This window comes from Nitrospina sp. P1_D6, from assembly GCF_052156615.1.
Classification (GTDB): Bacteria; Nitrospinota; Nitrospinia; order Nitrospinales; family Nitrospinaceae; genus Nitrospina.
This window is the reverse complement of the sequence record NZ_JBQKUN010000006.1, coordinates 96,531-111,257: the sequence shown is the minus strand read 5'-3', so window position 1 is coordinate 111,257 and position 14,727 is coordinate 96,531. Positions and strand designations below refer to the sequence as shown.

At 59.2% G+C, this 14,727-nt stretch carries 11 protein-coding genes; 5 read left to right on the top strand and 6 right to left on the bottom strand.

Annotated features, from left to right (window positions below; all coding sequences use genetic code 11):
* The first annotated feature begins 3 nt into the window (after nucleotides 1-3).
* Nucleotides 4-1,647: an NAD+ synthase gene (locus ACTRXA_RS11575; protein ID WP_442427348.1), complete on the top strand. Its 1,644-nt coding sequence runs from the start codon at nucleotides 4-6 to the stop codon at nucleotides 1,645-1,647.
* Nucleotides 1,648-1,658: 11 nt separating this feature from the next.
* Here the strand turns inward: ACTRXA_RS11575 and ACTRXA_RS11570 are convergent, their stop codons facing one another.
* The gene (locus tag ACTRXA_RS11570) at nucleotides 1,659-3,182 is read right to left on the bottom strand and encodes a DegT/DnrJ/EryC1/StrS family aminotransferase (RefSeq protein ID WP_442427347.1); all 1,524 of its coding nucleotides are present in this window, start codon (nucleotides 3,180-3,182) and stop codon (nucleotides 1,659-1,661) included.
* A 122-nt stretch (nucleotides 3,183-3,304) separates the two neighbouring features.
* Between ACTRXA_RS11570 and ACTRXA_RS11565 the strand changes: the two genes are divergently transcribed.
* Nucleotides 3,305-3,472 (top strand): hypothetical protein, encoded by a 168-nt coding sequence (locus tag ACTRXA_RS11565; RefSeq protein WP_237100504.1) that lies wholly within the window; start codon nucleotides 3,305-3,307, stop codon nucleotides 3,470-3,472.
* Between the two features lie 185 nt (nucleotides 3,473-3,657).
* Nucleotides 3,658-4,908, top strand: a complete 1,251-nt coding sequence (locus tag ACTRXA_RS11560; protein ID WP_442427346.1) for an SUMF1/EgtB/PvdO family nonheme iron enzyme — start codon at nucleotides 3,658-3,660, stop codon at nucleotides 4,906-4,908.
* 19 nt (nucleotides 4,909-4,927) lie between these two features.
* On the opposite strand, the gene ACTRXA_RS11555 is transcribed toward ACTRXA_RS11560, so the two are convergent.
* Nucleotides 4,928-5,848 (bottom strand): class I SAM-dependent methyltransferase, encoded by a 921-nt coding sequence (locus tag ACTRXA_RS11555; RefSeq protein ID WP_442427345.1) that lies wholly within the window; start codon nucleotides 5,846-5,848, stop codon nucleotides 4,928-4,930.
* A 47-nt stretch (nucleotides 5,849-5,895) separates the two neighbouring features.
* Entirely contained in the window at nucleotides 5,896-6,522 is a 627-nt protein-coding gene (locus tag ACTRXA_RS11550) for a TetR/AcrR family transcriptional regulator (RefSeq protein ID WP_442427344.1), read from the bottom strand.
* Between the two features lie 361 nt (nucleotides 6,523-6,883).
* Here ACTRXA_RS11550 and ACTRXA_RS11545 point away from each other — a divergent pair, with 361 nt between their 5' ends.
* On the top strand, nucleotides 6,884-8,248 hold the full coding sequence (locus tag ACTRXA_RS11545) for an efflux RND transporter periplasmic adaptor subunit (protein ID WP_442427343.1): 1,365 nt from the start codon (nucleotides 6,884-6,886) through the stop codon (nucleotides 8,246-8,248).
* Complete coding sequence (locus ACTRXA_RS11540; protein ID WP_442427342.1) at nucleotides 8,248-11,505, top strand: efflux RND transporter permease subunit; 3,258 nt, start codon at nucleotides 8,248-8,250, stop codon at nucleotides 11,503-11,505. Before ACTRXA_RS11545 ends, ACTRXA_RS11540 begins: the two co-directional genes overlap by 1 nt.
* 24 nt (nucleotides 11,506-11,529) lie before the next feature.
* Here the strand turns inward: ACTRXA_RS11540 and ACTRXA_RS11535 are convergent, their stop codons facing one another.
* The 3 genes from ACTRXA_RS11535 to ACTRXA_RS11525 all read right to left on the bottom strand — a co-directional run bounded on the left by ACTRXA_RS11535 (nucleotide 11,530) and on the right by ACTRXA_RS11525 (nucleotide 14,519).
* Complete coding sequence (locus tag ACTRXA_RS11535) at nucleotides 11,530-13,107, bottom strand: caspase family protein (protein ID WP_442427341.1); 1,578 nt, start codon at nucleotides 13,105-13,107, stop codon at nucleotides 11,530-11,532.
* A gap of 63 nt (nucleotides 13,108-13,170) precedes the next feature.
* Nucleotides 13,171-13,854, bottom strand: coding sequence for an RluA family pseudouridine synthase (locus ACTRXA_RS11530; protein ID WP_442427340.1), 684 nt, complete (start codon nucleotides 13,852-13,854; stop codon nucleotides 13,171-13,173).
* Nucleotides 13,851-14,519 carry a DUF502 domain-containing protein gene (locus ACTRXA_RS11525; protein ID WP_442427339.1) on the bottom strand — a complete coding sequence of 223 codons (669 nt, stop codon included), beginning with the start codon at nucleotides 14,517-14,519 and terminating at the stop codon, nucleotides 13,851-13,853. Before ACTRXA_RS11525 ends, ACTRXA_RS11530 begins: the two co-directional genes overlap by 4 nt.
* Between the last annotated feature and the right edge of the window lie 208 nt (nucleotides 14,520-14,727).

Here is a 14,727-nt window from a genome sequence, read left to right as displayed (position 1 = left end):
TTTTTGAAGATCGCACTGGCGCAAATCAATCCCACCATTGGCGACCTCGAGGGCAACGTGCGCAAGATCCGACTGGCGTACGAACGCGCCAGGGAAACTGGCGTGGAGATGGTGGTGTTCTCGGAGCTGGCGGTCTGCGGCTACCCGCCCAAGGACCTGCTCAACAAAACCGATTTCCTCATCCAGAACCGGCGTGCGCTGGACGCGCTGGTGCAGACCCTCACCGGTCCCGCCGTGGTGCTGGGTCACGTCGGCGAGAACAACGGCGCCGCGGGCAAACGCCTGACCAACGCCGCCACCGTTTTTCAGAATGGGAAAATTCTTTTGCGTGCCGACAAGCTGTTGCTTCCCGACTACGACGTATTCGACGAGTCCCGGTACTTCTCTCCCGGGGAATGCGTCCGGCTTCTCGACTGGAACGGTTTGAAAGTTGGCATCACCGTGTGCGAAGACATGTGGAACTACGCGGGCTTCTACGATCACGGGCCCTACCACCGCAACCCGGTGCAGGAACTGGCCGACGCGGGCATGCAGGCGTTGATCAACATCTCCGCTTCGCCTTACCGCACGCGGCGCTGGCAAACGCGGCGGGAACTCGCCCGGCACATCGTGAAGGAAACCGGTGTGCCGCTGGTGCTGGTCAACCAGGCCGGCGGCAACGACGACCTCGTGTTCGACGGATACAGCTTCGCTCTCGATAAAAAGGGAAATGTGCTCGCGCAGGCGAAGGGGTTTGAAGAAGACCTGGTGACGGTGGATTGGAAGACGGGCGAAGGGACAGTGCACCCGGCATGCGAATCGGAAGAGGAGGAGATGTTCCACGCCCTGGTGCTGGGCGCACGTGATTATTTGAGCAAGTGTGGGTATTCAAAAGCGGTGATCGGTTTGTCGGGCGGCATCGATTCCGCCGTGGTCGCCGTGCTTGCGGTGCACGCGCTGGGTGCAGACAACGTTCAGGGCGTGAGCATGCCGTCGCATTACACCGACCCGGTGAGTGTGACCGACGCCGAACAACTGGCGGCCAACCTCGGCATTGCCTATTCGGTGGTGCCGATCCGTGAATTGTTCGACACCTATAAGAAAACCCTCGCCCCCTTGTTGGGAGAAGGACCGGAGGACGTCACGGAGGAGAACATTCAGGCGCGTATTCGTGGCAACATCCTGATGGCGGTGTCGAATCGCACGGGGAGCATGGTGCTTTCCACCGGAAACAAAAGCGAGATGGCAGTCGGTTACTGCACGTTGTATGGCGACATGGCTGGGGGACTCGCTGTGATCTCCGACGTACCCAAGATGAAGGTGTATCAGCTGGCGCGGTGGATCAACCGTGACCGGAAGGTCATTCCGGCGAACATCCTGGAACGTCCGCCGACAGCGGAGCTGCGTCCCAACCAGACCGACCAGGACAGTCTGCCGCCGTATGAGGTCCTCGATCCCATCCTCGAAGGCTATATCGAAGGCCACCTGTCGCCTCAGGAACTGGCGGAAAAAGGATTCGACGCGGAGCTGGTGCGGGAGATCATCCGCAAGGTGGACAACAACGAGTACAAACGCAAGCAGGCCGCCCCCGGCCTGCGCGTGACGTCCAAGGCCTTTGGCAGTGGACGCCGCCTGCCCATCGCCCAGCGGTACCGTCCGGGCGAATGAATTTGTTTCCTTTATTTGAAGAAAGCGCGGATGGCGGCGACCACGTGTTTCTGCTGGGCTTCGGTCACCTCGTTGGCCGCGGGGAGCGCCAGCACTTCGTCGGCTGCCTGCTCGGAGACGGGGAAGTCGCCCTTCTTGTGGCCGAGATCGGCGAAGCATTCCTGCAGGTGCAGGGGCACGGGGTAATAAATCTCCGTCATGATTTTCTTTTCAGCCAGGGCGGCGCGCAGGGCGTCGCGTTTGCCGTCACGCACGCGGATGGAGTACTGGTTGAACGTGTGTCCGGGTACCACTTCCGGCGGAAGGCCGATGACCGTATCCAGCCCCGCTTCTGTAAACAGCCTGGTGTAACGTTGCGCGTTGGCGCGACGGAATGCCAGCCAGGTGTCGAGGAAAGGGAGTTTGGCGCGGAGCACCGCCGCCTGCAGGGCGTCGATGCGAAAGTTGCCGCCGATCAGTTTGTGGTAGTACTTGGGTGCGCCGCCGTGGACGCGCAGGATTTTGCATTTTTCGAACAGAGCCGCATCGCGTACCGTCACCATGCCGCCGTCGCCGAAGCCGCCCAGGTTCTTCGTCGGGAAGAAGCTGTAGCAACCGAAGTCGCCCATCGATCCCGCCTGCTTTCCTTTATAGGTCGCGCCCGTTGCCTGCGCCGCGTCCTCGAAGACCAGCAGGTTGTGTTTTTCCGCGATGGCGTTGATGGCGTCCATGTCCGCGCATTGACCGTACAGGTGCACCGGCATGATGGCCCGGGTATTCGGGGTGATCGCCGCTTCGATTTTTTTCGGGTCGATGTTGAACGAATCCGGCTCGATGTCCACGAACACCGGTTTCGCGCCGGTGCGGGAGATCGATCCCGCCGTGGCGAAGAAGGTGAAGGGGGTAGTGATGACCTCGTCGCCTTCGCCGATGTCCGCCGTCATCAGTGCAAGCAGCAGCGCATCGGTTCCTGAAGAAACTCCCACCGCATCGGTCACGCCGCAGTACGCCGCCATTTCCTTTTCCAGTTGTTCGACCTGCGGGCCGAGGATGAAGTATCCCGACCGGATGACCGACATCCACCCCGCCTCCGCGCCTTCCATGATCTGCGGATAGGTAGCGAGGATGTTGAGAAGCGGCACCGCCGGTTCCGGTTGTTCCGCCTGTGCAAGAACGCCGTCCAGTTGTTCCGGGGTGATCACGGTGATGTCCGATTTGGGGAACGCCGCCGGTTGTGTGGTGATGATGCCCTGCAATTTGTGGCGCGCGGCCAGTTCGAGCGCCAGGGCGTGGGAATAGGCAGGGGCATTGGATTTCAGGCCGGACTTCAATTCTTCGCCGGTTACGGGCATCAGGGTGACGGCGGAGAGGAAATCGCCCAGCGCTTTTCGCGATTCATCCGCCTTGCCGGTGGCCGACAGCCGTTCCAGGATGAGCGGTACGGAAGAAGCCATCACCCAGGCCTGCATGTCGCGCCGGTTGCAACGCTCCAGCACCTGGGTTTCCTGATTTTGCACCGCGTGAATGACGTAATCGTCGAACAGAAGAAATTGCATGGCGAGAAGTGACTGGTAAAGGGTTTGTGGATGTGCCGGGGACGTGGCACAATGGTTATTCAAGCCGAAGATTGTACCACGCACTGTCGTGAAAACGGGAAGGAATCCCGGAGGCCTTTGTTATGATCGACGAAATCAATTACTTTCCCAAGCGCGACCGCTTTCAGAAAAAGAAAAAGCCGGAAGACGACTGGAACGAGTTGAAAAAAAAACGGGCCCGGCAGGACGCGCGCAAAAAGTCTGAAAAAAATCCACCCCCCGCCACCCCGGACTCCCCGCCCGAGAAATAATCCATTCTGAAACAATGAGTTTTGTTCTGTTCAGCGGCTGTTTTTTTACCCTGTCTTGGTTGTCGCTGTTATGGGGATGGTATATACTTCCCTGAACTCAAAAACCGAATATCCATTCACCAGCTTTGGAGCCTCCCATGTGGTTCAACAGGAAAGACCGTTCATTCTCCTTTTTGCGATGTCTGATGTTTGCCGGAGCTGCGCTGTGGCTTCTGGGTTTTCCTATCCCGTCTCAGGCTACCGCCGATAGCGCGGAGGCGTTGATCCGGGAGGCCGATGCGGCCTTTGACAAAAAAGAATACCCGGTGGCGGAAAAGCTCTATGAGCAGGCGCTGGAGTTGGACCCGGACAATCCTCGGGTCATGCACTCGCTCGCCCAGGTCAAGACCGTTTTCAAAAAGTACGACGAGGCGCTCAAACTGGTGAACCAGGTGCTGGACATGCCCATCTCCGGCGGCCGCACGGTGATTGTGTACCGCAAGGGATCGTCGGAAGGCGAGGAAGCGGAACTGGTGGATGAAATCGTGCTCCCCCCCCAACGCACCAACAGCAACATGCGCAATTACGTGGACATCAAGGGCAACGACCCGATTCCGCATTACCGGCTGTTCTTCAAGGAAAAGAACCGCATGGAACTGGTGCCGCAATCGGTGGTGACCCTCAAGTACAAAGGGGTCCTGCGTGCGGTGTACCAGCAGGTGGCACTGCTCAAGACCCAGATCCAGAAAGCCATGATTGCCAAGGCAGGTTCTTCCGGTGAAGGGGAAATGGTGACTATCAAAGGAGGGTGTTTCCAGATGGGAAGCAAGCAGGGAACGCCCGCCGAGCAGCCGGTTCACGAAGTGTGCGTGGATTCCTTCCAGATGGACAAGTATGAGGTGACGCAGGCCCGGTTTCAGGCGGTGATGGATCGCAATCCTTCGGACCACATCGGCGCCAACCTGCCGGTGGAGAGCATCACCTGGAATGAAGCCAGCCAGTATTGCCAGAAGCAGGGCAAGCGTCTGCCCACCGAGGCGGAATGGGAATACGCCGCGCGCGGAGAAACGCAGACGCATTTTTACTGGGGCGACACGGTGAAAGGCAACGAAGCGAATTTCTGTGACAAGGCCTGCGAGCTCAACATCCGTGTCGCGGCCATCGACGATGGCTACCGGACCACCGCGCCGGTCGGCCAGTTCAAACCGAATTCCTACGGCCTGCACGACATGGCAGGAAACGTGGCGGAATGGACCGCCGACTGGATGGATGAGAACTACTACCGGTCCAGCCCCAAGGACAATCCCAAAGGACCGCGCCCGCTGGACAACAAGGTGGTGCGGGGCGGCGCATGGAACACCACCGCCGGGTTCCTGCGCAGTTCCAACCGCGCGGCGTTCCTCCCGGACTTCCGCAACCCGGGGGTCGGGTTCCGCTGTGTGAAGCCGATGAAATGAGGCTGGAGGGAAGGCGGGCTCAGTCCCGCCACCAAAGGCTGTAGAATCCGCTGGGAATGTGGTAACCCTGCTCTTCGTTATGCAGGTACATCTCGCCCGCGTCGAACTGTCCCCGGTTCGGCTCCACAAGATAATTCAGCATCATGTTCTTGAGCGTGAGCGCCGAGAAGCCCGGCGAGTGCGTGGTGAACAGGATGAAGCGCGGTTCGCGGCTGAGTACGTTGCGGCACCGTTGCAAAAGTTGCGGCAGGTCCTTCTCGATTTTCCAGACTTCCCCCTTGGCGCCGCGTCCAAACGTGGGCGGGTCCAGGATGATCCCTTCGTAAAACCGTTCGCGGTTGTGTTCCCGCTTTAAAAACTTCAATACATCGTCTACATACCAGCGCACCGTGCGGTCGCCCAGGCCGGACAACTCCAGGTTCTTGCGCGCCCAGTTGACCGAGGCTTTGGACGAATCCACATGCGCCACGCTCGCGCCTCCCGCGGCGGCGGCCAGCGTACTGGCGCCAGTGTAGCCGAAAATGTTGAGCACGTTTTTGGGATTGTCCTCTGGCAGGGCTTTCAGAAAATCGCGAATCCACAACCAGTGCGCCGCCTGTTCCGGGAACAAGCCCATATGGCCGAAGCCGGTGGGCTTGATTTCGAAAATCAAATCCTGGCAGGTCAGCCGCCACGCGTCTTTCGGCAGGCCGGGACGGTTGTGCCATTCACCGCCGTAGTCCTTTCCCTTGGAATAGGTGTACTCGGAGACGGCTTCATCCCATTCCTCTTTCGGCAGGGTGGCAGGCCAGATGGCCTGCGGTGCGGGACGGATGAAGCGGTGCAGGCCGAACTGCTCCAGCTTGCGCCCGTTGCCGGAATCGAGGAGACGGTAATCGAACCCGTCTATGGGATAGCGTTCCGTGTAGGAAAGAAGAGTGGATGAAGACAGGCGATTCATGCGTGGAATGATATCACATCAAACGAAAGGGAAGGGACTGCCGTCAATCAGGACGCCTGCCGAACGACCGAGGGAATATTTTTTCCGGGCTCGGGCCAGCTTTTCAGGATGAGGTCCACCACTTTCAAAAGCTGTTTCTTGCTTGCGCCGCTTTTTGCCTGTACGGCCAGGCCGGAGTTGATGGTCATGAGGTAACACGCCAACGCTTTGGGATCGCAGTCGGGCGGAAGGTCGCCTTCCTGTTTCGCCTGCTCGAAGCGTTTGGCGATCCATCCCTCCGCCGTGCCGCGCATCCTGGCCATCATCTTGCAGATTTTTTCCGATTCCGGGCTGGTCACCAGAGCTCCCTGGATCATGAGGCAACCGTTCGGCGACCCGCGGCGGGTGATCAGCTCCACTTCTCCCGTCAGAATACTTTTCACCACTTCGCGGACGGTTTCTTTCTTTAGCGCGTCGTGGTAAATGTGGCCGTTGACCTCCGCGTAACGCTCGATCGCCTGAAGAAATAAATCTTCCTTGTTGCCGAAGGCGGCGTACAGGCTGGGCGCTTTCACCCCGATGGCTTCCGCCAGAAGAGCGATGGATGTGCCTTCGTAGCCGTGCCGCCAGAACAGGTGCAGGGCGGTGTCCAGCGCCTGGGTCTTGTCAAAATTTCTGGGGCGTCCCCGTGTCATGGTATTTCTTGAATATCTGTTAAAAAAATGGATTGACTTCGAAAGCAGGGTAGCATATATTTTTAATGATTGCTAAAATATTTGCCGGGTACCTGGCTTGCGCTCAACTTTATACCGACGCGTCGGCCATAGAGGGTGCAGGTGCGAGGTCAAGTGAGGTGCGGTGTCGCCGATAAGATTTCAGAGCTTCCGATACCCGGTTTTCCCGCGTTTCTTTACCGGTCCATCCCGATTGCACAATACAACCCCGCAGCCCTGAGTGCCAACAGGAACACTGCGTGGTGAGGCTGCAGCGATTTTTTTGTATTTGGTGTTCCAGTAGCCGATAATAAAATCAATCACTTATTATGCAGGATTTGAATTGAACGACAACAGCCAAAAGCCGAGCCGCTGGATTCCTCTTCTGTTTCTGGGTGTTGTGTTGGGGGCTGTTCTGTTTGTCGCCGCCTGCCCGCAGCCGCAATCGGAAGAGGTGCGTCCGCAACGGCGGGAGTTGCAACTGCCGGTGCAGGTGGGCCATGTGATCATCAAGGATGTGGTTGATGAAATCCGAACCGTTGGGAACATCGCCGCCGAACAGCGGGTGCTCATCACCGCCGAGGTGGAAGGCCGTGTTCGCCGTTTGCCTGTTGAAGAAGGACAGACCATCCGCGCCGGCAGCCTGATCGCGTTGATCGATTCCCGCCAGTACCAGCTGAAAGTCCAGCGGCTGGAGGCGGACCAGCGCACGGCGCAGAAGGAATACGAAAAGACGCTCACCGGGGCGCGGCCGGAGGACAAGGAAAAGCTGGAAGCGCAGTTGAAAGCCGATGAAAGCGCACTTGAGCTCGCCATTAAAGAAGAAAGGCGTTTCCGCAAGCTGGTGGAAGACGGCGTGGTGCCGCAGTCGTCTCTGGACGAGGCGGTGGACCGCGTGCAGCGCGCGCGGGAACAGCTTCGTTCCAGCCGGGCGGCGTTGAAGGCGGGAACGCGCTCCCGCGATGAGGACATCCTGCAGGCGAAATCGAATCTCGACAGCGTCACCCAGCAGCTGCGGCTGGCCAAACTGGATTTGTCGAAAACGAAAATCCTCGCGCCGTTCGACGGGGTGGTGATCGGCAAACGCATCGAGGTCGGTGCCTTCGCCTCACCGGGCACGGCGGTGATTGAGATGATCGGGTCGTCCAAGCTGAAAGCGGTGCTGGAGTTGCCGCAGAGCTACCGCAACAAACTGCGGAACATTTCCTCCGCCGAGTTCCACGTGGTGGACCTCGGTCTCCGGTTTGAACTCAATCACAATCTGAGCAATACGGTACGCGTGATCCCGGACGCCAACATTTTTTCGGGCAACATCCAGGTTCAGATCGACCTGCCCGATGCCAACCCGGCGCTGTTCCCCGGCCTCACGCTGGAGGCGAAGATCCGTTTCGATACGCGAAAGAATGTGAAGCACGTTCCCTCCATTTCGCTGGTCATCGGCGAGCAGGGAACGGTGGTGTACATCGTGGATGAAGGAAAAGCGAAACTGGTGCCGGTGCGCGCCTTCAAGGAACACGAAGGATTGGTGGAAATCGATGACTTCACACACCAGCTGACGCCGCAGGCGGATCTGATCATGCGCGGTTCCGGTGCGGTGTTCCCGGGTGCGAAGGTGTTCCTCACCAACCCGGAACCGAAGGCGGAACCCCCGTTCAATTCTGCGGAAACCAACAAGGCGCCGAAGCCTTCCCAGGACTCTGAAACCTGATGAAGCTGGTCGACCATTCCATACGCAACTACCACACGGTGACCGTCGCCGTGGCCCTGGTGGCGGTGATCGGCGCCATTTGTTACAACATCCTGCCGCGCCAGCTGACCCCCACCGTGGACAAGCCGCTCATTGAGGTAACGACCGAATACCGCGGCCTGTCGCCGAACGAAGTGGAACGCAACATCACCCGCCGCATCGAAGACGAGCTGGAAAACGTCGAGGGCCTCAAGAAGATGACCTCCACCAGCAAGCACGGCGAGAGCACCATCACGCTCGAGTTCGACTGGGGCGTGGACAAGAACACCGCGACCATCGACGTCAACAACAAGCTGCAACAGGTTAAGGACCTGCCGGTGCTCGCCGAAAAGCCGGTGATGAAGTCGGTCTCGACGGACAATTCGAATCCCATCATGTGGATCATTGTCGAGAAACCGAATCCCGCCATGCCGGATATCAGCCAGAACTACATGTACAAGGTGGGCGAGGACATCATCGTTCCCTTCCTGCAACGGGTGGACGGGGTGTCCGAAGTTTGGCACTTCGGTGGCGAGGAGCGGGAGATGCGCGTCGAGTTCGATCCTTATGCCGTGGCACGCCTGCACCTGACGTACGACGACATCATTAAACGCCTCTCCGACGAAAACCAGAACACCCGCGCCGGATTCCACGATGAAACGCACCGCGAATACACGGTGCGCACGCTGGGCGAATTTACAAGTCCGGACGACATCATGAAAACCGTCATCAAGCGCGATGGCGATAAAACGATCAAGGTGAGCGACTTCGCCACCGTGGTGGACGGGTTCAAACGCACCACTTCGTTGGTGCGCATCAACGGACGTCTGTCCAATGCGTTCGGCATCATCCGCCAGCCTGGGGCCAACGTGGTCCAGACCTGCAACCTGTCGGCGCAGGCGGTGGACGAATTGAACCGGGAACTGCTCAACCGGGGTATTCCCATGCGCCTCAAGGTGGTGTACCAGGACGTGACGTACATCAATGAAGCGATGTACCTGGTGAAATCCAACCTCGCACTGGGGGCGACGCTGGCGGTGGTGGTCCTGCTGTTGTTCCTGGGATCGCTCCGCTCGGTGCTGATCGTCGCCATCAGCATACCCACCAGCCTGGTAGCCGTGTTCATCATCCTCAAACTGCTGGACCGCAGTATCAACATCATTTCTCTCGCGGGCATGGCGTTCGCCGTGGGCATGGTGGTGGACAACTCCATCGTAGTGCTCGAAAACATCTACCGCCACCTCACCATGAAAAAGGGCGTGCTGAAAGCGGCGTACGACGGCACGGTGGAGGTGTGGGGGGCGGTGCTGTCATCGACGCTCACCACCCTCGCGGTATTCCTGCCGATCGTGTTCATCGAGGAAGAGGCGGGGCAGTTGTTCCGCGACATCGCCATCACCATCAGTGCCAGCATCGCGTTGTCCCTGCTGGTGTCGATCAGCGTCATCCCGACGTTGACGACGCTCCTCATCCGCCTGAAACCCGGCGAGGAATACAAGCCGGGATTCTTCCACCGCAAGGTGTTGTGGCCGGTGGTGCAGTTCGGCAAGGGAGTGCACTGGTCGTACGGACGCATCATGCACCGCCTGCTGGCATACGGTCCGGGAAAAACGGTGCTTAAAATCGGGGTCGTGGCCGGAGTCGTGGTGCTTCTCATCTGGAGCGTGACCATCCTGCCTCAACGCGACTACATGCCGTACGGCAACAACAACATGGTATTCATGTTCATCGAACCGGTGGCCGGCACGCGCGTGGATGAAAACATGAAGTACATCGCCGACTACGAAAAGGAAATCGTGCAGATGGATGACGTGGAAAACAATTTCCTCGTGTTCTCCACCGGATTCAACGGCGGCGGCGCCATCATCAAGGAAGAACTCGCGCGCGGCCAGCGCGGCGAGGTGAAGATGGCGGTGAAATCCGACGAAATGGGAAAACGCATCTTCGCCATTCCGGGTTACCGGTTCGCCTTCGCCGTCCAGCGGCCCATCTTCCAGTCGGCGTCGAAGCAGTTTGACCTGGAGATCACCGGGCCGGACATGTTCAAACTGAAGGACGTGGCCCTTCAGATGATCGGCAAAATCTCCGGCATGACCGGCGTGCACTCGGTGAGGCCGGAGTTCAAGTTCGGCAACCCGGAGCTGCGCTTCATCCCGCGTCGCGCCAACGACGCGCGGCTGGACATGGGCGTGCCGGAGATTGGCGACATCATCGAATCACTGAACGCGGGAACGTACCTGGGCGAGTTCAACGACCAGGGGGAGCCCATCGACTTCGTTCTCGTGCAGCGCAATCAGGGCACGCTGGGGCTGAACGATTACAAGGCCCTGCCGGTGTGGACGGACAACGGCCTGATGACCAACCTCGGGCACCTGGCGGACATCGACATCGCCGCCGGTCCGGCGCGCATCGACCACATCGAAAAAGAACGCGCCATCACCCTGCTGGTGCAGGTGAAAAAATCCTCGCCCATGCAGCAGGTCATCGACAACATCGAAAACGAGGTTCTGAAACCGACGCGGCAGACCCTGTCTTCGGATTACGGCCTGCGCGTCGGCGGTTCGGCGGACGATCTTGCGGCGACGGAGTCCTCCCTGCTCAACAGTTTTTATTACGCGGTGGGTTTCATCTACCTGCTGCTGGTGGCACTGTTCAAATCGTTCATCCGGCCGTTCATCGTTCTGCTCACCGTGGTGCTGGCGGTGTCGGGGTCGTTCTTCGGCATCGTGCTCAACAACGAATACCAGAAGACCAACATCCGCGAATACCTGAAAGAGTTCAATGTGGAAAACCCGGCGGCCATGCTGGAAGACTGGAACTGGATCACGTTTGACATCCTGACGCAGCTGGGCGTCATCATCCTCGCGGGCATCGTGGTGAACAACGCCATCCTCATCGTGCACCAGATGCTGAACAACGTGCGCGCCGGGATGGACGAACGCGAAGCGCTGGCGACCTCGTGCCAGACGCGCCTGCGTCCCATCATGATGACGGTCATTTCCTCCGTGTCGGGCATGATGCCGCTCGCGTTCGGCGAAGGTGCGGGGACGGAACTCTACCGCGGTATGGGCACGGCGCTCATCGGCGGGCTGGTGTTCTCGACGTTCTTCACGCTGTTCCTCGTGCCCGTGCTGATTTCACTGATGGCCGACCTCGGCATCCACACGCGAAAAGAGGACCTCGTCAAAGATTCACTGGAAGACTCGACTCCCCCCACCGCCCAGCAACCGGCGCAATAGTTTCCGCTGCGGTCAAATCTTTGGTCAATCTTCCAGGATGGCCAGCACGAGGTCTTTGCGGCCTTCCAGCTTGGGAAGCTGTTCCTTGTCCGCCACCCGGCGGGCCATGTACGGCACTTCCTGAATGAGATACTCGTTCATCTCGCCCGTGGTGATGGTGCGGTCCTGATTGAGATCGGCCTGCCCCTTCAATCCCAGCAGGAAAAAATACGTGAACAGGCTGTGGCCTTGCTTGTCCAGCCAGGTGCTGACCTGGTCGTTCTGCGCGCTGGTGAGCACCGCCGTGTTGGACAGCGGCATCGGTCGCGATTGCGGAACGGGGACGATGGCGCTGGCCCGATTGAACAAGACGCCGTCGGGAGTCCGGCCGGAGAAACAGGTGTCGAGCACGATCACCGTTTCCTGCGAAGGAATCTTTTTCAGGTTCTCGTAGAACAGCGAAACCGAAAACCCGGACTGCGAAATGTAGTCGAGGTCGGCGTCCACCGGCACGAAGTACAACTCCTCGCCCGTCACGCCGGGGATGCCATGCCCCGTATAATAAATGAACACGCGGCTCACGCCAGGCTTCACCCAGCGGAACAGTTTGCCGCGGTGGTCCTGCGCCGTGCCGAACAGCGTGGCGAAATCGCCTTTGGTGGCGTCTTCATAGGTGATGATGTTGTCCGGGTAAAACCCCATGGTGCGGATGAGGTAGGTCTTGATCATCTCCAGGTCGCGGTGCGCGTGCTCCACCTTCGGGATTCCTTTTTTCAGGTACGTCCGGTTGCCGATGAGGAGGGCGATGTCGTCCCGCCCCGCCGATTTGCCGATAGGGATCTGCTCGCGGGGATCGTTCAAAAAGCGTCCGGCCGTGGAAAGGGTGCCGGGCGCAAGGCGCGTTTTCTTTTTTTGATGGAACGCGACCTGCGTGTCCTCCGGCTGGACGCGCGTGTTTTGCGCCAGGCTGGGATGCGTCGAGACCGCGTTGGCCAGCTTGATGGCGGCGGCGATGATGGATCGCTCCAGGCTGATCTTGGTGCGGTACTGGGCTTCGCGGTAGTCGTCGATGCTCGACGGGGTGGAAAGCCCCAGCGTGCGGAGTGCGGCGGCGACGTCCATCGCCGGGTTCAGGGTGCGTTCGTTCAGCGTCGAGCGTCCGTGGGTTTCGACCTGAAAGATGGTTTCCTGCGTTAAAGGATCTTTGCCGGTCAGCTTCAGTTCGAAATACTGCGTTTCACCGACGAATTCGGGATAGAGCAGGATGCCGTAACCCGAAGCCGTGAATTCCTTGTCCGCATCCTGCACGACCACGTCCACGAACACCTCTTTCAACGTTTCCCGGAGCAAATGAGTGAGGCCGTCGCCGATTTCCAGTTCGTTGAACACCTTGTCTTCCATTTCTGCCGGAATGAGAAGGAGGGCGGTCAAATCGTACCGGGTTTCGGGAAGCGATTCCTCGACCGGGTATTTGTTGTGAGTGAGTTCGGAATCAATGGTGCCGCCGCAGGCGGTGAGGAAACCGAATATAAGGAATAACAGAATGGACTTTAAAATTCGGCGCGGCGAGAGGCCGCGGCCGGTTGAGCAGACAGGCTTGGTGATGCCGTTTCGGGAGCGCATGGCCGGTGGTTATCCAATTCAGGGCTTACTAAAAAGTATAAGGCCTGCGCGGGGGTTGTCAATTCAGGCAGAGGCGAGTGGCCAGTCTTCGGGTGCGGGGCTTTCGAGGGTGAGGGGCTTGCCGGTGGTGGGGTGCTGGACGATCAGTTTGGAAGCGTGAAGGGCGATGCGGCCTTCGGGAAGAGTCGATTGGGCGCGGTACTTGGCGTCGCCCACCAGCGGGTGACCGAGAAACGCCAGCTGCGCGCGGATCTGGTGAAAGCGTCCGGTGTGCAGTTCCACCTCCACCAGGCTGGTCCCGCCTTTTTTCTCCAGCACGGTGTAGGTCAGTTCGGCCTGTTTCGCCTGCGGCGTGGGGCGCGGGAACACAGTCGCCTTCATCGACTTCTCTTTCCTCAAATAATGCACGAGGCGTTCGGTTTCCTTTTCCGGCACGCCTTCGACCCACGCCAGATAAAATTTTTGTGCCGTGTGATTGCGGAACTGTTCCGACAATCTGGAAGCCGCTTTCGAGGTGCGCGCGAACAGGACGACGCCGGAGACGGGTCGGTCCAGCCGGTGCACCAGTCCGAGATACACCTTTCCGGGTTTGCCGTATTCGTTTTTGATCCAGTCGCGGGTCCGGTCGAGCAGGTTCGGCGCACCGCGTACGTCCGATTGTGTCAGCAGGCCCGCCGGTTTGTCCACGGCGACGAGGTGGTTGTCCACGTACAGGATGGTGAGGTCGGGGGTGGCGGAATCCTTCACACCGGCAGGTTCCGTTTGGCTTCCGCTTCCTTGCCCGGAATGTACGGCGGGGTGACGATGCCGCAGGAGATGATGAACTTGAGGCCTTCCTCGACGGTCATGGAGAGCACGGTGACGTCCTCCTTTGGCACGAACACGAGGAAGCCGGAGGTGGGGTTGGGCGTGGTGGGCACGAACACGTTGATGAGGTCTTCGTCGGTGAGCGCCTGCACCTCGCCGCGGGTTTCGTTGGTGACGAAGCCCAGCGAGTAGATGCCCTTGCGCGGGAACTCGACCATCACCACCTTGCTGAAGGCCTTGGTGTCGGTTTGCGCGATGGTGGTCACCACCTGCTTGGCGCCGGTGTAGATGCTGCGCACGATGGGGATTTTTTCGACAATGGTTTCCCACACCTGCACGAGTTTCGCGCCGAAGATGTTTTTGGTGAAGATTCCGATCAGGAAAATGAACAAGAGCGTCATGATGACGCCGAGGCCGGGCAGGCGGAAGTCCGGCGGGATGGGCGCGCCGGCGAAGATGAGCAGCTTGGTGAACATCGGCGACAGCCAGTTGTCCAGCGTCTTGAACAGGAAGTTCAGGATGAAGACGGTGAACGCGATGGGCAGGGTGACTAGGAGCCCGGTGATGAAGATGTTGCGAAGTCGCCGTTTGAAGTCGGTAATCACGAAATTCCTGGAAAATATCGGACGGCCGGCGGGCCGGGATGACGCTCCCCCGGAGGGTGGATTCCGGGAAGCGGTACGGTCTTCATTATATAGAGGCGGTGAGCGGCTTGGCAAGCGGGAAGGAGAAGGGGGCAAGGTCCCGAAAAAATTGGGCTTGCAGGAACGAAAAGTTCTGGTAAGATCGGGGAAAACGAACGCAAAAACTGGA

What these genes read in the sequence shown, in the direction of transcription:
- ACTRXA_RS11570 (WP_442427347.1), bottom strand. Translation starts at nt 3,182, where the DNA reads ATGCAATTTCTTCTGTTCGACGATTACGTCATTCACGCGGTGCAAAAT.
- ACTRXA_RS11565 (WP_237100504.1), top strand. Translation starts at nt 3,305, where the DNA reads ATGATCGACGAAATCAATTACTTTCCCAAGCGCGACCGCTTTCAGAAA.
- ACTRXA_RS11560 (WP_442427346.1), top strand. Translation starts at nt 3,658, where the DNA reads ATGTTTGCCGGAGCTGCGCTGTGGCTTCTGGGTTTTCCTATCCCGTCT.
- ACTRXA_RS11555 (WP_442427345.1), bottom strand. Translation starts at nt 5,848, where the DNA reads ATGAATCGCCTGTCTTCATCCACTCTTCTTTCCTACACGGAACGCTAT.
- ACTRXA_RS11550 (WP_442427344.1), bottom strand. Translation starts at nt 6,522, where the DNA reads ATGACACGGGGACGCCCCAGAAATTTTGACAAGACCCAGGCGCTGGAC.
- ACTRXA_RS11540 (WP_442427342.1), top strand. Translation starts at nt 8,248, where the DNA reads ATGAAGCTGGTCGACCATTCCATACGCAACTACCACACGGTGACCGTC.
- ACTRXA_RS11535 (WP_442427341.1), bottom strand. Translation starts at nt 13,107, where the DNA reads ATGCGCTCCCGAAACGGCATCACCAAGCCTGTCTGCTCAACCGGCCGC.